This is a genomic window from Labrenzia sp. THAF187b, assembly GCF_009363375.1.
In the GTDB taxonomy this organism is placed as follows: Bacteria; Pseudomonadota; Alphaproteobacteria; order Rhizobiales; family Stappiaceae; genus Roseibium; species Roseibium algicola.
This window is the reverse complement of the sequence record NZ_CP045344.1, coordinates 2,773,642-2,793,688: the sequence shown is the minus strand read 5'-3', so window position 1 is coordinate 2,793,688 and position 20,047 is coordinate 2,773,642. Positions and strand designations below refer to the sequence as shown.

Below are 20,047 nucleotides of genomic sequence, written 5' to 3'. Positions count from 1 at the left end.
CCGGATCAACCCCTTGCGTCAGAATGGAGGAGACATAATCCAATGAGGAAATTACTGGGCCTGACGGCACTGGGACTGCTGGTGTCTGCCGGCGTGGCGAATGCTGCCGACAAGGTGGTCGTCGTGACATCCTTTCCGAAGGAACTGACCGATGCATTCGAAGCCGCCTTTGCTGCATCCAACCTGGACTACGAGCTGGAGATCCTGAGCAAGGGAACGTCCGCAGCCGTCAAATACATTCAGGAAACCGCCGGAAACAACACGTCCGACCTGATGTGGGCATCTGCCCCGGATGCGTTCGAAGTGCTCAAGGGCAACGACCTGCTTGCCAAGGTCGAAATCAACGCAGAAGGCATTCCCGAAAAGATCGGCACGTACCCGATCAATGATCCCGACGGCTTCTACTACGGCTTTGCCGCATCCGGTTACGGCATCATGTGGAACACCCGCTACCTGCAGGCCAACGAGTTGGCACCGGCAAAGGAATGGGAAGACCTGGCCAAGCCGGAATATTTCGGTCATGTCGGCATGTCCGCACCGTCCCGCTCCGGCACCACGCACCTGACGGTCGAAACGCTTCTGCAGGGCGCCGGCTGGGAAAAGGGCTGGGCCGACTGGAAGTGGATTTCCGGTAACATGAACACGGTCACCGAGCGCAGCTTCGGCGTGCCGGATGGCGTCAACTCGGGCAACTTCGGCCTCGGCGTCGTTATCGACTTCTTCGGCTTCTCGTCCCGCGCGTCCGGCTTCCCGGTCGACTTCGCCTATCCGTCGGTCACTGCCGTTGTGCCTGCCAACATCGGTGTCTTGAAAAACGCTCCGAATCCGGAAGGTGCAAAGGCGTTCATCGAGTTTGTGTTGTCGCCGGAAGGCCAGCAGGTCCTGTTCGATCCGGCCATCATGCGTCTGCCGGTCAACCCGGCTGCTTACGCGACCGCACCCGACGGCATTCCGAACCCGTTCGAAGGCGACGATGTGAAGGCATCGGTCAACTTCGACGCCGACCGCTCGGAAAAGCGCTACAACGTCGTCAATTCCCTGTTCGACGTCATGGTCACCTATCGTCTGACCGAGCTGCGTGAAGCCGTCAGGGCCGTGCAGCTTGCCGAGATTGCGCTTGCCGACAAGGACAATGCGGAAGCCAAGGCACTGATCGCCGAAGCACGCGCACTCATCGACGCTACCCCCATCACCGAGGAAGAAAGTCTCGACCCCTCCTTCGCCGCCGTCTTCCAGCAGAAACGCAAGAAGGAAAGCGACGTCATCGAGGGCCGCCAGGCGGAAGTCGAGCAGCAGTGGGATGCCTTCGTGGTCGAGAACTACGCAAAGGCCAAGGCTCTGGCGGAAAAAGCCGCCAGCCTCTGACGGAAAACCAAAAACAACATCACGTCGAACTTGCCGCACCGCCCGGAACAGGGAAGGTGCGGCCTCTTCCCCGGAGTCCATAGCCGATGACTACGAGCAATGCAGCGACTGCGCCTGCAAGGCAGTGGCGCATATTTCCCGAGCTGTCCGGCACCGCAATTGCGGGCGTCGCGATCGCCATCTTCCTGCTGGCGTTTCTCATCCTTCCCGTCTTGAAGGTGACCTATGTCGCCTTCCAGGATCCCCACACAGGAGCCTTGACGCTCCAGAATTTCGGCGATTTCTTCCGCTCGTCGCTGTTCCGCAGTTCCTTCGTGAACTCCTTCTACGTCTCGGCGATGTCCGTGGTCGTGGCAACGGTTATCGCCCTGCCGCTGGCCTATATCACCACCCGTTTCAACTTCGGTGGAAGCGCGCTGATCCAGAGCATCGGCGTCATCCCGCTGATCATGCCGCCCTTCGTCGGCGCCATCGCGATGCAGCTCCTGTTCGGCCGCAACGGCACGGTCAACCTTCTGCTGTCGCAATACCTTGGCTTCAAGATCCCGTTCATGGAAGGTCTGAACGGCGTCATCTTCGTCCAGTCCCTGCACTATTTCCCGTTCATCCTGATCAACCTGTCGGCGTCGCTCCGCAACATCGACAAGGCAATGGAAGAATCGGCGCAGAACCTCGGCTGCACGGGCCTTCGCCTGTTCCGCCGGATCGTGTTTCCGCTCGCCATGCCCGGTTACATTGCCGGCGCCGCGCTGGTGTTCATCAAGGTCTTTGACGATCTCGGCACCCCGTTGCTGCTCAACGTCAACAACATGCTGGCCCCCCAGGCCTATCTGCGCATTTCCTCCGTCGGCATCAGCGATCCGATGGGCTACGTCATTTCCTTCATCCTGGTGGCCTTCTCGGTCTTTTCGCTGTGGGCGTCCTTCCTGTTCATGCGGGGCAAGGATTACGCAACGGTTCAAAAGGGCGGTGGCGGCCTTGCGCGGCGCGACCTGTCGCGCGGCGAGAAGATCGTTGCCTATGGCGTCGTCGTCTTCATCCTGCTTCTGGTCTTGTCGCCGCATTTCGGTCTGACGCTGCTTGCGTTCGGCACGATCTGGTCGTTCAGCCCGCTGCCGGACGGCTACACGCTGGCCAACTTCGCCACCGTGTTCGAACAGTCCCTGCAATATGTGGTCAACACTCTGATCTACGCAGGCCTTGCCGCCGGCTTCGACATCATCCTGGGAACGGCAATCGCCTACATCGTGCTGCGAACCGGCATCAAGGGCCGCAAGATGCTCGACTACATGGCGACCGCCGCGCTTGCCGTACCCGGCGTCGTGCTCGGCATCGGCTACCTGCGCCTGTTCCACAGCTTCGAGGTGCCGGTCATCGGCAAGCCGCTGGCGTCCTGGTGGGTCATCATCGTGATCGCCCTGACCGTGCGCCGCCTGCCGTATGCGCTCAGGGCCTGCATGGCCGCGCTTCAGCAGGTCAGCCTGTCGCTTGAGGAAGCAGCGGAAAACCTCGGCGCTTCCAAGGGCCGCTCCATCCGCAGGATCGTCGTTCCGCTGATGGCCGGGGGGATCCTCGCCGGTTTCGTCACCAGCTTTGCCACTGCCGCAGTCGAACTGTCGGCAACCATCATGCTGGTTTCCACCAGCGACGACGCTCCGCTCTCCTACGGGATCTACCTCTACATGCAAAGTCCGTCCGGCCGGGGTGCCGGCGCGGCACTCGGCATCCTCGCCGTCGTGATCGTCGGCCTGGGAACGTACCTGTCGAACCGCATCATCGAGAAGGACCGGGCCCGCAAGGCCGAAGTCCGCGCATCCCACTGAGCGTTCAATTTCGAGGAAACACTTCCAATGACCAGAAAAGCAGTCGAAATACGGATCGAGGACCTGCATCTCTCCTTCGGCACCACCGAAGTCCTGCGCGGCGTCAACATGACCATCGAACCGGGTGAATTCTACGCCTTCCTTGGCCCGTCGGGCTCCGGCAAGTCCACCCTCCTGCGTGCCATTGCAGGCTTCGGCCCGACACCCAGAGGACGCATTCTCATCTGTGGCCGCGACATTGCCAAGCTTCCACCCTGGAAACGCAATGTCGGCATGGTGTTCCAGTCCTATGCCCTTTGGCCTCACATGTCGGTTCGTGCCAACGTCGCCTTCGGCCTTGAGGAGCGGAAAGTCGCACGCAAGGACATCGATACCCGTGTGGAATCGGCACTGGAACTTGTCGGCCTCCTGCATCTCGCCGACCGCATGCCTTCCCAGCTATCCGGCGGCCAGCAGCAGCGCGTGGCTCTTGCCCGCACCGTCGTCGTCGAGCCGGATGTCCTGTTGCTCGACGAGCCGCTATCGAACCTTGACGCCAGTCTGCGCATCCAGATGCGCCGGGAACTTTTATCCCTTCAGAGGAAGCTGGGCCTGACGACCATCTTCGTTACCCACGACCAGGAAGAGGCCAACACCACCGCCGACCGGATGGCCGTGCTCGACGGCGGTGTCATCCAGCAGATGGGCACGCCGCAGGAACTCTACGACACGCCGGCAAATCTGTTCGTGGCAAAATTCCTGGGAACCGCAAACATCATCGACGGCACACTTCAGCGTGGCGACGGCGGAAATACCTTCAAGGTTGCCTCCGGCGAAGTGCTTCATCTCGGTGCAGGCAGCCCCGACGGTTCTTCGCTCGTGCTGCGGCCGCAGAATATCGAAATCGTCACCGACCAGAACCACCCGGACCTGATCACGGGCAAGGTCAAGCACCGGGAATTTCTCGGCAGCCAGACGCGTTACCTGGTGGAAGCGGCAGGCAGTGAGCTGATCATCGATCAGAAGCATGTGGGCGGTGTCGACTGGTACGAACCCGGCATGGAAGTGAAGATGAGCGTCAACACCCGGAACGCCGTGTTGCTCTGACGTTTTTCGGCAACAGGCCTGCACGGGATCGTGCCGGCCTCCTGCCCGGTGCAGGTGTCTTCACGCCATTCAAATCCGGTGCCCGGTCCAACCTCCTCTCACCCTTCTCCCTGCTGGCGGCCGCCACTGCCGGCTGGGAGGAGCTGAAAGCCCAAGGTTCGGGCGTCGGGGCCCGTGAGCGTCAGTTCACGGGCCATCTTTCGCAGAAACACTTGCCGAAATGACGCAAGGTCAAGTTTTTGACATCGAAGTCGCGATACAGATCCCGCACCGCGAAGAAAATCGGAACGCCTTTCAAGCAATTCAGCAGATCAAGGCAAGCTCCGATGCACGGTGATATTAGTCAACTTTGGCTAGGCACTTGCCTCACCGATAAAACTGACCTGGTCATAAATAGTTTGGTAACAACTACCACCTAGCTTTCCCGGATTACTCCTGTGGCGGCATGGAGTTCAGTGAACCACTGAAACTCGATTCATGGGGGAAACATGAGAGCCGCCGGCAATCTTCCGATATCGATGAAACTCGCCATCTGCATGGCTGTTTCCGTTCTGCTTACAATGTCCGTTGCGGTCGTCGGCTATGTCGCGACCCGCCAGATGGGCGGGGCAATTCAAACCTCCCAGACAACGGGCTCTGCCCTGATGTCCATGGCCCGGCTGAACCGCCTGAAAGCGCGTTACGTCGAATCCGGCGATCCGGATGACGTCTCCGTTGTGAAGGACAGCATGACCGACATCTCCGCGACGCTTTCCGTTCTGCAAGCCGGCGGAGAAGACGTTGCCTCGGCGACCGGCAACATTGCGGCATTCTCGACTGCTTTCGACACCCTGGTTGCCTCCGAGGAAGAAATCGAACGCAAACGCCTGCAGATGACGACGTCCCTGGAAAACCTGATGGCGATCGGCCACAGCGTTGCCCAGGCGGCAGCGAAACGCGAACAGAAACTGGTCGACGAGCTGCAATCCTTGAGAACAAGCGGGGAAGCAGCCAGTGAACTCGCGCAGGCAGCAACACTTGCCAGCGCCCACTCCATGCAACTCAAGCTGGATCTGGAGACCCTGTTTCGACATCCGGACGCGGCTCACATGAAGGCCGTCAGCAAGTCCTTCGGCAAGTACTATCTCCTGATCCGCAAGCTGACGTCCTCCGCAACCGTGTCGGAAAACCTGCAGCCCGCGCGTGACCTTGCCGAAGGCGCCAACGCCATGCGCACCCTGCTCTCCGCCGTCCAGAAGGATCCGTCCCAGGCGCTGTCCAGGAGAGACGCCCTGACCAAGGGCTTTGACAGCCTTGCCGGACTGACCGATGCCGTGCGCAATGACCTTGGCCGCGCCTTCAAGACGGCCCACGGCGACATGCTGGCGATCGAGGGACTTGCCCGCTCCGCCGTTGCCGAGGCCAAGGCCGGCAACGACTTTGCTGCCGAAGCCCGGGTGTTGTCAGATGCGTTCTGGCAGTTCCAGGTCAACCGGTCGGATCTTACCCGCAAGGCGGTGCTCGACAGTATCGCGGCCCTGCAGATGCAACAGGAAGAGGTTTTGTCCAGCATGCTGACGGGAGCCGATGCGGTCGCAGCGCGCACCGCAATCGAAACCCTGGGCAGCGCCTTTGCGAAACTGTCTTCGGCCATGGCTGATTTCCGGGTTGCGCTTGCTGCTGCCGACACTGCCGAGACAGAGTTTGCCGAAGGCATTGCCGCGCTCAACGCAAGGCTGGAAACCAGCGCCGCCAGTACGGAAGCAAGGTCAACGCTCATCCTGTTGGCAGTGTCCGCGGTCGGACTGGTCTTCGGCATTGCGGCGGCAGTTGCACTCTGGTGCACCGTTGCCCGCCCCGTGTCCGTTCTGACAGCTGCGACCCGTCGTCTGGCTGACGGCGAAGTCGATGTCACGATCGACGGTGCGGTCACGCGCGACGAGGTTGGTCAGCTCCGTCAGGCGCTCCTGATTTTCCGCGACAGCCTGCTGGAAAACCGCCGCCTCGGCGAAGAACGGATGCAAAGCCAGTTGGCCAGTGAGGAGCGCCAACAGCATATAGACGGGCTGGTGGCCGGGTTCCGAAATGACATTCAGGACGTCCTGAAGAGCCTGTCCGAAAATGCCGGGCAGATGCAGGACACGGCCCAGTCCATGACGGTAATTGCCGAAACCGCGTCTTCCCTCACCGGCAACGCCACCGGTTCCTCGAACGAAGCCTCCGGCAACGTTCAGGCCGTCGCGGCTGCCACCGACGAGATGGCTGCCTCGATTGCCGAGATCGCCCGGCAGGTGGAAACGTCGAGCCAGATCGTCAGCAACGCCGCGGACAACGCCAACCGGACCAGCAGCAAGATCACCGGCCTTGCAGAAACCGCACAAAGCATCGAAGGTGTTGTTTCCCTGATCTCCGAGATCGCCGAACAAACCAACCTGCTGGCGCTCAACGCCACCATCGAGGCGGCTCGTGCCGGGGAAGCCGGCAAGGGCTTTGCCGTTGTGGCGGCAGAGGTCAAGTCACTGGCAACACAGACCGCAAGAGCGACAAACGAAATCGCCTCGCAGATTGCGGCCATGCAGGCGTCCGCATCGGAAACGGTTACGGCCATCGGCGAGATCGTCGCGATCATGCAGGACGTCTCGGAGTGCACCAGCGCGATTGCCGCTCCCGTTGAGCAGCAGGGCTACGCAACCAACGAAATCGCTCGGAATGCCGCCCTCGCCTCCAATCGAACCATGGCGGTCGTCGAAGACATGTCCAGCGTTTCGGACGCGATCGGGGACACCCGGAAATCCGCAAGCGACGTCCTGAATGCCTCCGATGACCTGAACCAGCAGACAGCACGCATTCGGACCACCGTGACGACATTCCTCAACGAAGTGGCGGCCGCCTGAGATCAAACGCCTGCCGGGCGGGAGAACCGACTGCCGCCCGCCCAGTTTCACCCCCGTAAAACCGGTTCGGCCCGAACGAACCGCCAACATGACACTTAAAAAGACAATCCGATGACCCATCCGAAAATCATCTTCATGCGCCATGGCGAAACAGAATGGAACCTGATCGGCCGTGCGCAAGGACGGCTGGATTCTCCCCTGACTGCAAAGGGACGCGAGCAGGCGACTCTCTTGGGAAAGATCCTCGCCCGCGAACTGGTATCAGCCGAAGGTTACGACCAGATGGTCAGCCCCTTGGGCCGAACCCTGGAAACTTCGCAGTACCTGCAGCAAAACTTCGACTTTTCACCGGTTGAAACCGACCTGCTCGTTGAAATCGATGTCGGCGGTCTGAGCGGCCTGACAAGGCCCGAGATGTTCGAGAAGTATCCCGAACACATGAACGGCAAGCCCGGCAACACCTGGTATTTTGGCGCGCCGGGTGGCGAGACACTGCAGCAGATGCGTGAGCGCGCCGGAGCCTGGCTTGCAGGCCTGACGGGACCGACAATCGCAGTGGCCCATGGCCAGATCGGCAAGGTTATTCGGGGCATTGTTCTCGGCCTCGATGACACCGGGATCCTCAGTCTCAAGGAACCGCAGGGCGTGGTTCATGTGCTTGAAAACGGACAGGAAACGGTCTGGAGCTGAAGTCTGCGGGCGTGCCCCCGTTCTGCACGCCCAGCACCTTCCCCCGCTACAAATACAAGACCAAAACCGGAAGACAGGACGAACCCGTCACTTTGGCAATGGTCTTCCTCCATTGACGCTGTGGACAGGAAACCGGTGCTGCAGCTATATAAAGGAGAGTAATCAGCAAGAACTCCTTTATTTCATTCACTTAGCGGGGGCTACAAGTGAACTATTTGCTGCCAGCACATATTATTCGTTTAGGCGTCATTTTAACGGCCATCGTATTTCTTCAAATAATTTTAAGTACAGGATCCGCCTTTGCGGGTAAGCGTGTCGCGCTCATCATCGGCAATTCGAATTACGAGCATATCCAGTCGCTGAAAAACCCTGAAAACGACGCCCTTCTCATGGCAAAAACCTTGGGCGATGCCGGTTTTGAAGTGAGGCAGCTCATCGACGGCAACTACAGGGATATGAAGCGGGAACTTCTCGAGTTTGGTCGCACCTTGCGGGATTCGTCGATCGAAGCAGGCCTGATCTACTACGCCGGGCACGGTGTGCAGGTACGCGGGGAGAATTATCTTATCCCGGTGAACGCCCTTCTGGCGGACGAGGACGAGGTCGATCTTGAGGGCATCAACGTCAACGACTTCCTCAAGGTGATGAACTCGTCCAGCAGTCCGGTGAACATCGTCGTACTGGATGCCTGTCGCAACAATCCCTTCAAAGGCTCTTTCCGCTCGGCCACCCGTGGCCTCGCCCCCATCGATGCACCAATGGGCACCCTGATCGCCTATGCGACGTCGCCCGGGCAGGTCGCGATGGACGGTTCCGCTGGAAATTCTCCCTACACGGCCGCCCTCAGCCGCGCCATCGAGACTAGCCCCGGCGAGCCGATTGAATCCGTCTTCAAGCAGGCCCGGCGCGATGTTCTGGCCGAAACCGCCGACCGGCAGGTGCCTTGGGAAGTCAGCTCGATCACCGGTGATTTCTATTTTTATGAAGACGGTCCGCTGCCAGACGATACCGCCGGAGAAGCCGGCAGCCAGGGTAGCCTCGACGTCGCCTACTGGACCGCCATTCGCGACAATCCTTCCGTGTCGGAACTGCGCGCCTATCTCGCCCAGTTTCCAAACGGCCTTTTCGCAGGTGTAGCCGCCAACCGTCTGAAAGACCTCGAAGACAAGCCGCAGGTCCAGGCAAGTCTCGCACCGAGCGAAGCCGAGCAACCGGTAAACGAAGCTCCGGTCCCGTCCGATCCGAAGGAACTGACCAGGGCCGTCCAGGTGGAACTCAACAGGCTTGGCTGCGACGCAGGTTCGCCAGACGGTGTCTGGGGCCCGAAGAGTGGCCGCGCGCTCGACACGTTGAGGAACGAAGCCAAGCTTCAGCTTGCGTCCTTGTCTCCCAACGCGGCTGTCCTGAAGAAACTCCGGCAGCTCGACGGCAGGATATGTCCGCTGACCTGTTCCGCACGCTACGTATTGAAGAACAACGAGTGTGTCCTCAAAACCTGCCCGGCCGGACAACTGCTCTCTTCAGCAGGGCAGTGTTACACGAAGTCAAAACCCAGTCCCCAGTCCTCCTCATCCGGAGGCAACTGCTTCACGTTCAACGGCCAGCAATATTGTGACTGACCAGGCAATGCGGCACGCGCGTTCGAGTTTCAGCTGATCGGGGCAAGATGGGGTCGATAAAAACTCTGGCAGCCAGCCTGCTTCTTGCAGCCGGCTTTGCAGGAAACGCAGGCGCGGACGACATGTCCGGCAAGACGATAACGATCGACATCACCATGCCGATCTGCGGTTTTGCCGACGGCACACAGTCCTGCGTCTGGGAACACAGCGCGTGGTTCTATCTCGCCGCCATCTTCTTCGCCGGGAACGACGACCTGTTCTATTCCTTTTCGTTTCACTCGAACTTCGAAACGGAGGGCGTCCGGATTCCAACCGGAACGGGATCAGGTGAGAGAGTCGACAAAACCAATTCCGGCGACCCGATCGTCCATTTCGTGGAAGTTGAGCGGCTCTCGGCAAACCGTCTTCATGCCATCCACACCATGGAAATGGTTGAAGACGGATACATCCGGAAAAACGCATTCACGCTGGAAATGAACGGCAAGGAGTGCCGGATCCTGGAGTTCAGGCAGGAGCACTTCTCCAACACCCAGCTCAAGTACGCCTATGGAAAGCCGACCTCGCTGATTTGCAAGGTTCAGGACGGTCCGCAAACCGATGTCTATGGAAAGTGACGGCATGGACAGCGCACCGGCAAATCCGCAACCACAGCTCGAAACAAATCCATCAACATCGAATTTCAAGATCCTCCAGATGGAGGGCATTTTCCCGGAAGGAGACTTATTGTGAAGAAGATTTTGTTCCTGGCATTGACGACCTCAATGCTGGGCATGGCCGGTTGCCAGTCGACTGCGCCGGAAGGCGCCTCCCCGGCCCAGAGCTCCAAATCAGTTCCCGCGACCTTCGATCTCGGCAGCAAGAAGATTTTCCTGAGCTCGAATGTCAAGGTCGAGCAGAAGGACTATTATTCCAACACCAACAAGGGCTCGTTCACCGAAACCAACAACCGTACAGGTGCTATGGCCGTTTTGATCCGCCAGAACGGCGACAATCTGCTGGTCGCCGATCCGGACAACCAGGCGGGAACCGTGTTTGTGAACGGCAAAAGCGTCAAGACCTCCGGCAGCATCTCCGGCAAGGGCAGGACCAACTGCGTCAAGCTGGAAATCGAGGAAGGCTACAAGCGGAATATCTGTTCGCGCTACACCTACAGCAACGGCATCGTCGAGATTTCCGAAGAGGAAAAGGACCCCGCCGAGGACCGCACCACAAAGCGAACCTACAAATTCGCCTATGACGGCAACAGCTGCCGCTTCATCAGTTTCTCGGAGTTCTCGAACGCAAAGCGCGGCTATTGTGACGGCCCCTGCCTGGGCTACTACGGCGTCAACACCAAGTGGCGTTACACGCTAAACAGCACATCGACTTCAGGCAACTGCAGCATTCGCTGATTGGACCTGACGCGTTGCCCCGGGCCGCAGCTTTCCGACTTGCGTTTCCCGGGGCAACCATCCTCACCTGACGTATATGATGGCCGGAGCGCAACGCGGCGAACGCCTATCATTTGCCGCCACGCCCTTCCGGCGTGGCGCGCTTGCCGGATACTTCCCCACGCGCCCGAAACCCTGATTTTTCCCTGATATTTCGCGACAGTTTTCGTGCTGTGCCGCGTTATCGAAACACGACCAGCCTGTCGCAATCACAAGCCAGCATTTCCTGACGATTTGAACCACCGTGTCGTGGCGCTTATGCCGCCATGACGCAATTACGCTATTTTGCCTGTCGATCAGTCGCGATACTGCCGCCACGAAACGGAAATCCGGTGCAGTCGCACGGACCGGACGCAGGCGGACTGCGCTCCGGTCGATGAAAAAGGAATGAGACATGTCAGCATTTCCTGACAAGGCACAGATCGTCATCGTCGGTCTCGGCGGTATCGTCGGCGCGTCGATCGCACATCACCTCATCGAACGCGGCTGGACCGACATTGTCGGCATCGACAAGTCCGGCATTCCGACCGACATCGGTTCGACGGCCCATGCGTCCGACTTCTGCTACACCACCAGCCACGACTACCTGTCCGTCTGGACCACCCAGTACTCCATCGACTTCTTCGACAAGATGGGTCACTACGCCCGCGTCGGCGGTCTGGAAGTCGCGCGCACCGGCGACGACACCTGGATGGAGGAAATCAAGCGCAAGGTGACCTCGGGCAAGGCCTTCGGCACCAATGTGCGCCTCGTGACCCCGGCCGAGATCAAGGAAAAGTTTCCGCTGATCGAAGAGGACATGGTTCAGGGCGGCATGTGGGACCCGGATGCAGGTCTCGTCATCCCGCGCTCGCAGACGGTTGCAGGCAAGCTTGTTGATGAAGGCGAGAAGACCGGCAAGCTGAAAGCCTTTGCCAATACCCCGGCCCAGTCCCTTATCGTCGAGGACGGCCACATCAAGGGCGTCAAGACCCACCGCGGCACGATCATGGCTGACCATGTCATCGTTTGCGCCGGTCTGTGGGGCCGCCTGATTGCCGAGATGGTTGGCGAAGACCTGCCGGTAATGCCGGTCGACCATCCGCTGACTTTCTTCGGCCCGTACAACGAATTCGAAGGCACCGGCAAGGACATCGGCTATCCGCTGCTGCGCGACCAGGGCAACTCCGCCTACATGCGCGACACGGGCGATCCCAAGACGGCCGAAGGCGGCCAGATCGAGTGGGGGTACTACGAACCGACCCATCCGCGCATGTGCCACCCGCGCGATCTCCTGGAGAAGGATCAGGCACGCCTGTCCCCCTCCCAGCGCGATCTGGAAATGGAACAGGTCATGGAGCCGCTCGAGCGCGCCATGGAGCTGACCCCGATCCTGGGTGAGATCGGCTACAACGAAGGCCATTCCTTCAACGGCCTCCTGCAGGTTTCCGCAGCCGGCGGCCCGTCCTGCGGCGAAAGCCAGAAGGTCCGCGGCCTGTGGTACTGCGTTGCCATCTGGGTCAAGGACGGACCTGGCTACGGCAAGCTGCTGGCTGACTGGATCACCGATGGCCGGACCGAAATCGACCATGCGTCCATCGACTATTCGCGCTTCTATTCCCACCAGCTGTCCGAGAAATACATCGAGGACCGCTGCTACGAAGCTGCGCAGAAGATCTATTTCCCGGCGATCCACCCGCGTGAGCCTTACCTGACGAGCCGCAGCGTCAAGCGATCCCCGTTCTACGACCGTGAGGTTGAACTCGGCGGCCACTTCATGGAACTGGGCGGCTGGGAACGCGCGCATGGGTATGCCGCCAACGAGCATCTGCTGGAAAAATACGGCGACCGGGTTCCGGTTCGTGAAAACGAATGGGACAACCGCCATTTCTGGCGCGTCTCCAACGCCGAGCAGCTCGAACTCAGCGAGAACTGCGGCATCATCAACCTGTCGCACTTCTACATGTTCGACGTCGAAGGCCCGGACCACGTGGAACTGCTGGAGTGGCTGTGTGCCGCGAAGATCGGTGGTGATGCCAACATCGGCAAGGGTATCTACACCCACTTCCTAGATGACGAAGGCAACGTGCGTGCCGACCTCACGGTCTTCCGCATGGCAGACCGCTGCCGCATCGTCGACGGTGCAGACGCCGGTCCGCGCGACTATCACTATGTGAAGCGCATCGCCGAGGACAAAGGCTTCAACGTCACGGTGACCGACGTCAGCGAGCAGTACACCACCATCGGCATCTGGGGCCCCAACGCCCGCGAGAACCTGAAGAAAGTGGTTGCCGATCCGGCAGCACTCGATCCGGAAAACTTCCCCTTCGCGGGCATCCGCCAGATCGAGATCGCCGGCAAGTCCGTCATGGCCCTGCGCCTGTCCTATGTCGGTGAACAGGGCTGGGAACTGCACATGAAGTACGAAGACGGCCTGGCGGTCTGGGACGCTCTGCGGTCCACGGGTGTCATCGCGGTCGGCGTCGAAACCTACGCCAACTCGCGTCGCATGGAAAAATCTCTGCGCCTTCAGAACGCCGATCTTCTGACCCAGTACAACCTCCTGGAGGCTGATCTGGCCCGTCCGAAGGTCAAGGAAGCGGATTTCCGCGGCAAGGCAAAGCATGTCGAGTACCGGGAGCGCGAAAAGCAGCCGGCCATGCTGTGCACGCTGGTGATGCTTGAAAACACAGATGCAAGCGGTGTCAAACGTTACCCGGTCGGCGCGATGCCGGTGCAGGATCCGGACACGGGCAAGACGCTGGTCGACAGCCTGGGCCGTATTTCCTACACGACCTCGGTTGCCTATGGCCCGACCATCGGCAAGAACATCGCTCTTGCCTACCTGCCGCAGGAGTACTGCCAGGTCGGCCGCAAGCTGAATGTCGAGTATTTCTCGGAAACCTACCCGGTCGAGGTCGCCGGTGTCGGCTATCAGCCGCTCTACGATCCGGAAAACCAGAAACCTCGGTCCTGATGACCAAGGCCCGTGACAGGCAACGACGTGCCACGGGCTGACTTCAGATCACAAGAACAAGCTAAAGCCCCATCTCACGACCCCAAAAAGCGCCGCTCGCCGGCGCTTTTTCCTTTCGTGGCACGCGCGGCGGCCTTAGCCGCCCCGCGTGACAATCCCTTCGTCGACCCATCTGTCGAAAACGACAAGCGCAGCATCCGCAAACGCCTTGTCGTTGATATGCGCCGAAACCTCGGTCGTCTCGATGCGGCCCGGGAAGACTGTCCTGACTTCGTCGATGAAGGCCGCCAGCCCCTCCGGATCGTGGGCTTCCTCGCCCTCCTTGTCCCAGGCCTCGATACCGCCAAGCGGCAACAGGAAATGGGTCGGCCCCTTGGCCGCCTCCAGCCGGTCGGCGAGTGCATTCGCCCACTGACGGCGCTCCTGCGGGTTGAAGACGGAGCTCTTGATCAGACGATTGTGCTCGTGAAACGGCCTGTCGGCATATTGCGCCGGGATTTCCTGCCAGCCGGCAAAATCCACCAGATCAAGCGCGCCCGGCGCCACGATCTGCGGCGTGCCCAGCCTGCCTGCATTCTGCAGCCGGTCCGGCCCGCTGCTGACCAGCGAACCTGCCAGGAGATTGCCGAATTCCTGCAGGCAGAAATCCATGACGCAGCAGAAGGCTCCCTCCCGCGCCAGGCTTTCAAAAGCCATGCCGCCCATGCCGGTGGAATGGAAGACAGCGACTTCGTACCCCCGGTCTTCGAGTGCCGGTTTCAGAAGCTTCATATAGGACAGGCAACTGGAGCCAAGCGATGTCATGCCGACCAGCGGCTTTGAGCGATCCGGCATCTGCGCGGCCCTGGCGGCACCCAGCACGGCGCCCGCGGCCTGCGCCAGCGACGACTTGCAGATTTCGTTGAGGCCATAAAGGCCACCGGCCCACAGGATCATCTGGATATCGGGCGCCAGCCGTTCCGGCGGGATCAGAGACGAGAAGCTGACCGTGGACACGATGAATTTCGGTACGCCCATCGGCAGCGCCTGGGCACAATCGAGTGCCAGGTCCGTCCCCATGGTTCCGCCAAGCGCGATCATGCCGTCGATACGGCCTTGCGCAAAAAGGTCGGCGACAAGCTTTGCCGCACCCTGCGCCATCACCTGAAAAGCCTTGTTCTCGTCGCCTTGCGCGATCACGTCCTCAATGGACATGCCGCCCGCCCTGGCGACCTCATGCTTGGAAATGCCGGTCGGCCTGGCCGGATCGCCCAGCACGCTGACATCCATCGTCAGCACCTCGCCGCCCTGGGCGCGTATGGTCTGCTCTATGAATTCCAGTTCGGCATTCTTGGTGTCGTAGGTCCCGATGGACAGGATTGTCTTGGTCATGGATATCCTCAGAGCTGGATCCAGGCTGTCTTCAGGTCGACATACTTGTCGAGCGCGTGCAGCGACTTGTCGTGGCCGTTGCCGGACTGCTTCATCCCCCCGAGCGGGACGGTCATGTCCGAGCCGCCGTAGGTGTTCACATGGATGACACCGGAGCGGACGCCGGAAATCATCCGGTGCGCCCGGCCGAGATCAGACGTCCAGATACCGGCGGCGAGACCATATTCGGTGCCGTTGGCGATCCGGATGGCCTCTTCCTCGTCCTTGAAGGCGGTTACGGCCAGTACGGGCCCGAACACTTCCTTCCGGGCAATCGTGTCGCCCGGCTTGACCCCGCTCAAGACGGTAGGAGCCATGTAGTAGCCGCCGGTCTCGGTCAGGATCCGCTCACCGCCGGTGCGGCGCTCGGCACCTTCGGTTTCCGCGGTCTTCACGAAATTCAGGTCGGCTTCCAGCTGGGCCATCGAATGCACCGCGCCGATCTGGCTGGAAAGATCCAGCGGATCGCCCACCTTGAAAGCTTCCGCTTCCCGGCAGATCGCGGCAACGAAATCGTCGTGAATGTCCTCCTGCACCAGGAGGCGCGAACCGGCGACACAGACCTGGCCGGAATTGCGGAAGATCCCCGCCGCCGACACCTTGGCAGCTTTCGCCAGATCAGCCGCATCGTTGAAGACGATGTTGGGGGACTTGCCGCCCAGCTCCAGATAGCAGCGCTTCAGGTTGGATCTGGCGGAATATTCAAGAAGCCGCCGCCCTGTCGCACCGGAACCGGTGAAGACCAGGATGTCGACGTCCATGGAGAGGGCCAGGGCTTCGCCGACCACGGCGCCGGGGCCGGTCACGACGTTGAAGACACCGTCCGGAACTCCTGCCTCGGACGCCAGTTCGGCAATCCTGAGAAGGCTGAGCGAGGCTGATTCCGCCGGTTTCAGCACGATGGAGTTCCCCATGGCGAGTGCGGGAGCAATCTTCCAGGCGCCGATCATCAGCGGGAAGTTCCAGGGAACGATGGCCCCCACGACACCGACCGGTGCCCGGTGGACAAGCCCCAACACATTGTCTGCCGTCGGCGCGATCTCGCCATAGATCTTGTCGAGTGCTTCGGCGTAGTACCGGAAGGTCCCGGCCGCAGACAATGCCTCGGCCTTGAAGGCCATGTTGATCTCGGTGCCATTATCGCGCACACCGAGAACCGCAAGCTCAAGCGCTTTCGCCTCGATCAGGTCCGCCAGCTTCAACAATACCTTCTTGCGGTGGGCCGGGGCAGCCTTCGACCAGCGGCCATCCTCGAACGCCGTGCGCGCGCCCTCAACTGCAAGTCTCACATCGGCGGCCGTTCCGCTTGCGATCCTTGTCAGCGGTTTTCCGTCGATGGGGGAAAGCACCTCCAGCGTCGCCCCCTCCCGTGACGCGGCAAAGGCCCCGTTCAAAAAATGCCCCTGCTCGGCAACGGGCTGGTTGCGCAAAACGTCGATTGCGGCCTGGTCAAGCATCTTGGTTGTTACCCTTGCTGGGTTGAAGTTTCGGAACCGTCCTCTTCCCGATCGCGCCGCGCCTTTTGCTCGCGAATGACCGCACGCACGTGCAGGACGAGAATGAGAATGATCGCTGTAAAGAGAATTGCGGCGATCGGTCGGTCGATGAAATCGAACGGGGAATTCACCCGCGCCATGGCGCTGCGAAGCTTCACCTCCATGATCCCGCCAAGCACCATGCCGAGGATGATCGGCACAATGGGCAGGTTGAGACGCTTCAGCACCAGGCCGAAGACGCCGAAGCCGGCGGCAATCGCGCAGTCGGTCACCGAGTTGCGCAGCGAGAACACGCCGACAAAGGACAGCGTCATGATCATCACGCCCAGGAAACGCGTCGGGATCTGAATGATCTTGAGCAGCAGTCCCGTGGAGGACAGGAGGAAGATCAGGACGATGATATTCAAGAGGATCAGTGCCAGATAGAGCGCGACCACGAAGTCGAGTTGCCCCTGGAACAGCTGAGGCCCCGGGATGACGTTATGAACATAGAACACCGACAGCATCATTGCCGTCAGTGCTTCTCCCGGAATGCCGAGAGCAAGCAAAGGGATCATCGCCGCACCGGGAACCGCATTGTTGGCAGCTTCCGAAGCGATCAGCCCTTCCGGTGATCCCTTGCCGAAAAGGTCCGGGTCCTTCGAGGATTTCTGCGCATAGGTGTAGGACAGGAACTGGGCAGTGAATTCGCCCACGCCGGGGATCATGCCCATGAGAACACCGAAGCCGGAAGAAACGGTCGCGATCCGTTTGAACGCGAACAGCTCCTTGAGCCCGGCAAAGAGGTTGCCCTCGACCTTGGCCGATCCGGGGTGATGTTCCTTGTCGACCAGCAGCAGCAACGCTTGCGAGATCGCAAAGAGACCGAGCACCACCACGATGAGATCGACACCGGAGGTGAGCCAGCTCTGGTCGAAGGTGAAGCGCTTGGTGTATTTGGCAGGCTCCAGGCCGATGGTGCTCAGGAAGATGCCGAAACAGGCCAGCATGCCGGCGGCAAAAACCTGCCCGCGGTGCGCAACCACGACCAGGATGATGCCCATCAGGGCCGCCAGGAAGATCTCGCGGCTGCCGAAATGCGGTGCGATCATCGCCAGAACCGGCGAGAGGACGATCAGGCACAGGATCGAGAACATGCCGCCGAAGAAAGAAGCCGAATAGGCGAGCGACAGCGCCCGATGCCCCTGCCCCTTCTTGGTCATGGGGTAGCCGTCATAGGTGGTCAGCGCATTGACCGCCGTACCCGGTGTGTTGATCAGCACCGCCGGAATGGCACCGCCATACATGGATGAGCCATAGACGCCGAGCAGCAGGGTCAAGCCGACGATAGGCTCGAAGGAAAAGGTTGCCGGCAGCAGAATTGCGATGGCGACGGCAGCTCCGACACCAGGAATTGCGCCGATGATGACACCACCGATGGAGCCGATCACCAGGGCCGCAAGAACGTCCCATTGGGCAAGCATGGACAGGCTGGAGAGGATCAGTTCCATTCTCGCCTCACAGATAGGTCAGGGCAAAGGCGCGGATGCCGTCAGGCAGCGCCTCGTAAATGTGGCCGGCAGGAACCTTGACCTGCAAAAACGCGCGGAAGATCACCACCACCGAAATGCTGAAGGCAACCGCCGCACCCAGGTTGAGAGGCGTTGCCTCGCCAATCCGGACACACAGAAACAAGGTGAAGGCGAGTGTCGCCGGCAGGTAGCCGATTTGCGGCACCAGGAGCACGTAGATCAGGAAATAGGCCACGAACTCGAACGACTTCAGCCAGAAGCCGACCTCGCGCCAGCGGCCCGGAATGCGCTTGGAACAAAGCGAGCCTATGAAATGCAGGCTGGCGAACAGCACCATGCCGCCGATAGCGACTGTGGGCCAGAACCTTGGCTGTGCGAACCACTTGGTCCGCTTGGCCCAGACCGTCTCACCCGGGATCTGCGACAGAAGAAATAGGGAAAATGCCAGGAACAGGATTGCAAACACGATGTCGCCGGGCCGGCGATAGCGTTTGAACAGTTCCTGCAGCGTCTTGATGCGCGCCAAGCCGAACCCTCCTTGGAACCCGAAAGCAACCGGCCGGCGCGAAATGCGCCGGCCGAAACAGTCGCCTTATTGTTCGATCAGCTCGGAGATTTTCTGAAGCGCCGCCGCATCAGCCTCGATCTGCTGTTCGGACTGAACCGGGTCCTGCCAGTAGATCAGGACGCCGGTCTGGCCGATCAGCTCGAGCGCCTGCGGCGACTTGAGCGCAGCTTGCGCAGCTTCGGAAATCTTGATCCGTGCATCTTCGGGAACGTCCTTGTGAACGAACAGCCCGTTCCACAGCGCAACCGACAGATCCGGGTTGATTTCCTGCATGGTCTGCACGTTCGGCGTCAGGGACGTCCGTTCCTTGCCGATGCTGGCCAGGATCTTGACCTCGCCGAGGCACGGCTGGATCTGCTGCAGTGTCGTGTTGATCACGTCGACATCGCCGGAGGCCAGCGTGTTGCAGTTCAACTCGTCAAAAGCCGCTTCGCTGGCAAAGTCGAAGCCGGAAGTCTTGGCGGCAGCGAAGGTGATCTGGGTGGGCGGCAGGAACGAGCCGAAATGGCCGAGCGCGATCTCGTTTTCCTTGGCGTATTCAGCCAGTTCCGCCCACGTGGCATAGGGCGCGTCTGCGCCTGCGGCAATCACGAACGGATAGGTCATGAAAATGCCGATCGGCTCGAACGGGTTCGGCGAAAGTTCGGGAATTCCGATCTGCGGACCACCAATCGGCACGTCGGTCACGAAAGAGCCGACCGTATAACCGTCGGCAGGCGCCGTTGCGACTTCCACTGCACCAGGGAACGGACCACCGCCGCCACCCGGCTTGTTCACGACCGCTGCCGGCACGCCGTACATTTCCTGGAACTTGTCCGCGATCAGCCGGGTCAGCACGTCTTCCAGGTCCCCCGGAGGCCAGGGAACGATGAACGATACAGGCTTTTCCGGATATTCAGCCAGAGCGGCGGTTGCCGACATCAATGTCGCGGCCGTCAGGGCGATCACTTGCTTCTTCATTTCAACAGTCCCTTTTCTGGTCAGGTGACAGCCGGACTTTGCGCCGGTCTTGGTCATTTTTTATTTGCTTTGTTAATTATTGTGATCTTAAATAATCAGATGTCAACCTTCAATCGGAGCGCTGACGCTTTTGTTTACCTCGCAAAACGGTTCAAATAACAAACCATCGGTTTAAAAATATATTGTTTCAAATGAAACTACATGTCAACATCGTCCCGTCGAATGCCGGAGCTTCAATCCGGCACCTGCGGGAAAGGAAC

Annotated in this window: 14 protein-coding genes; 9 read left to right on the top strand and 5 right to left on the bottom strand. The window is 60.2% G+C overall.

Annotated elements, in window-relative coordinates:
- Positions 1-42 precede the first annotated feature (42 nt).
- The 9 genes from FIV03_RS12765 to FIV03_RS12725 all read left to right on the top strand — a co-directional run bounded on the left by FIV03_RS12765 (position 43) and on the right by FIV03_RS12725 (position 13,842).
- Positions 43-1,365, top strand: a complete 1,323-nt coding sequence (locus tag FIV03_RS12765; RefSeq protein ID WP_152509800.1) for an extracellular solute-binding protein — start codon at positions 43-45, stop codon at positions 1,363-1,365.
- A gap of 86 nt (positions 1,366-1,451) precedes the next feature.
- Complete coding sequence (locus FIV03_RS12760; protein WP_055656025.1) at positions 1,452-3,188, top strand: iron ABC transporter permease; 1,737 nt, start codon at positions 1,452-1,454, stop codon at positions 3,186-3,188.
- A 27-nt stretch (positions 3,189-3,215) separates the two neighbouring features.
- Positions 3,216-4,274, top strand: coding sequence for an ABC transporter ATP-binding protein (locus FIV03_RS12755; RefSeq protein WP_152509799.1), 1,059 nt, complete (start codon positions 3,216-3,218; stop codon positions 4,272-4,274).
- A gap of 488 nt (positions 4,275-4,762) precedes the next feature.
- Positions 4,763-7,147 (top strand): methyl-accepting chemotaxis protein, encoded by a 2,385-nt coding sequence (locus FIV03_RS12750; RefSeq protein WP_152509798.1) that lies wholly within the window; start codon positions 4,763-4,765, stop codon positions 7,145-7,147.
- 111 nt (positions 7,148-7,258) lie between these two features.
- Positions 7,259-7,837, top strand: a complete 579-nt coding sequence (locus FIV03_RS12745; RefSeq protein ID WP_023003301.1) for a histidine phosphatase family protein — start codon at positions 7,259-7,261, stop codon at positions 7,835-7,837.
- Positions 7,838-8,043: 206 nt separating this feature from the next.
- On the top strand, positions 8,044-9,456 hold the full coding sequence (locus FIV03_RS12740; RefSeq protein WP_152509797.1) for a caspase domain-containing protein: 1,413 nt from the start codon (positions 8,044-8,046) through the stop codon (positions 9,454-9,456).
- A gap of 47 nt (positions 9,457-9,503) precedes the next feature.
- Complete coding sequence (locus FIV03_RS12735; protein WP_152509796.1) at positions 9,504-10,070, top strand: hypothetical protein; 567 nt, start codon at positions 9,504-9,506, stop codon at positions 10,068-10,070.
- A 111-nt stretch (positions 10,071-10,181) separates the two neighbouring features.
- Positions 10,182-10,847: a hypothetical protein gene (locus tag FIV03_RS12730; protein WP_152509795.1), complete on the top strand. Its 666-nt coding sequence runs from the start codon at positions 10,182-10,184 to the stop codon at positions 10,845-10,847.
- A 433-nt stretch (positions 10,848-11,280) separates the two neighbouring features.
- On the top strand, positions 11,281-13,842 hold the full coding sequence (locus FIV03_RS12725) for an FAD-dependent oxidoreductase (RefSeq protein ID WP_152509794.1): 2,562 nt from the start codon (positions 11,281-11,283) through the stop codon (positions 13,840-13,842).
- A 135-nt stretch (positions 13,843-13,977) separates the two neighbouring features.
- Here the strand turns inward: FIV03_RS12725 and FIV03_RS12720 are convergent, their stop codons facing one another.
- The 5 genes from FIV03_RS12720 to FIV03_RS12700 form a co-directional block, all read right to left on the bottom strand.
- Positions 13,978-15,213: a Tm-1-like ATP-binding domain-containing protein gene (locus tag FIV03_RS12720; RefSeq protein ID WP_152509793.1), complete on the bottom strand. Its 1,236-nt coding sequence runs from the start codon at positions 15,211-15,213 to the stop codon at positions 13,978-13,980.
- An 8-nt stretch (positions 15,214-15,221) separates the two neighbouring features.
- Positions 15,222-16,709 carry an aldehyde dehydrogenase gene (locus tag FIV03_RS12715; RefSeq protein ID WP_152509792.1) on the bottom strand — a complete coding sequence of 496 codons (1,488 nt, stop codon included), beginning with the start codon at positions 16,707-16,709 and terminating at the stop codon, positions 15,222-15,224.
- Positions 16,710-16,717: 8 nt separating this feature from the next.
- A complete protein-coding gene (locus tag FIV03_RS12710) occupies positions 16,718-18,238 on the bottom strand; it encodes a tripartite tricarboxylate transporter permease (protein WP_152509791.1) in 1,521 nt (506 codons plus the stop codon).
- A 7-nt stretch (positions 18,239-18,245) separates the two neighbouring features.
- A complete protein-coding gene (locus tag FIV03_RS12705) occupies positions 18,246-18,785 on the bottom strand; it encodes a tripartite tricarboxylate transporter TctB family protein (RefSeq protein WP_055656045.1) in 540 nt (179 codons plus the stop codon).
- 66 nt (positions 18,786-18,851) lie between these two features.
- Positions 18,852-19,787, bottom strand: a complete 936-nt coding sequence (locus tag FIV03_RS12700) for a tripartite tricarboxylate transporter substrate binding protein (protein ID WP_152509790.1) — start codon at positions 19,785-19,787, stop codon at positions 18,852-18,854.
- Between the last annotated feature and the right edge of the window lie 260 nt (positions 19,788-20,047).

Bases quoted from the DNA above. Each gene is read 5' to 3' on its own strand.
- FIV03_RS12710 (WP_152509791.1), bottom strand. From the start codon at position 18,238: ATGGAACTGATCCTCTCCAGCCTGTCCATGCTTGCCCAATGGGACGTT.
- FIV03_RS12715 (WP_152509792.1), bottom strand. From the start codon at position 16,709: ATGCTTGACCAGGCCGCAATCGACGTTTTGCGCAACCAGCCCGTTGCC.
- FIV03_RS12700 (WP_152509790.1), bottom strand. From the start codon at position 19,787: ATGAAGAAGCAAGTGATCGCCCTGACGGCCGCGACATTGATGTCGGCA.
- FIV03_RS12765 (WP_152509800.1), top strand. From the start codon at position 43: ATGAGGAAATTACTGGGCCTGACGGCACTGGGACTGCTGGTGTCTGCC.
- FIV03_RS12720 (WP_152509793.1), bottom strand. From the start codon at position 15,213: ATGACCAAGACAATCCTGTCCATCGGGACCTACGACACCAAGAATGCC.
- FIV03_RS12750 (WP_152509798.1), top strand. From the start codon at position 4,763: ATGAGAGCCGCCGGCAATCTTCCGATATCGATGAAACTCGCCATCTGC.
- FIV03_RS12735 (WP_152509796.1), top strand. From the start codon at position 9,504: ATGGGGTCGATAAAAACTCTGGCAGCCAGCCTGCTTCTTGCAGCCGGC.
- FIV03_RS12755 (WP_152509799.1), top strand. From the start codon at position 3,216: ATGACCAGAAAAGCAGTCGAAATACGGATCGAGGACCTGCATCTCTCC.
- FIV03_RS12745 (WP_023003301.1), top strand. From the start codon at position 7,259: ATGACCCATCCGAAAATCATCTTCATGCGCCATGGCGAAACAGAATGG.
- FIV03_RS12760 (WP_055656025.1), top strand. From the start codon at position 1,452: ATGACTACGAGCAATGCAGCGACTGCGCCTGCAAGGCAGTGGCGCATA.
- FIV03_RS12725 (WP_152509794.1), top strand. From the start codon at position 11,281: ATGTCAGCATTTCCTGACAAGGCACAGATCGTCATCGTCGGTCTCGGC.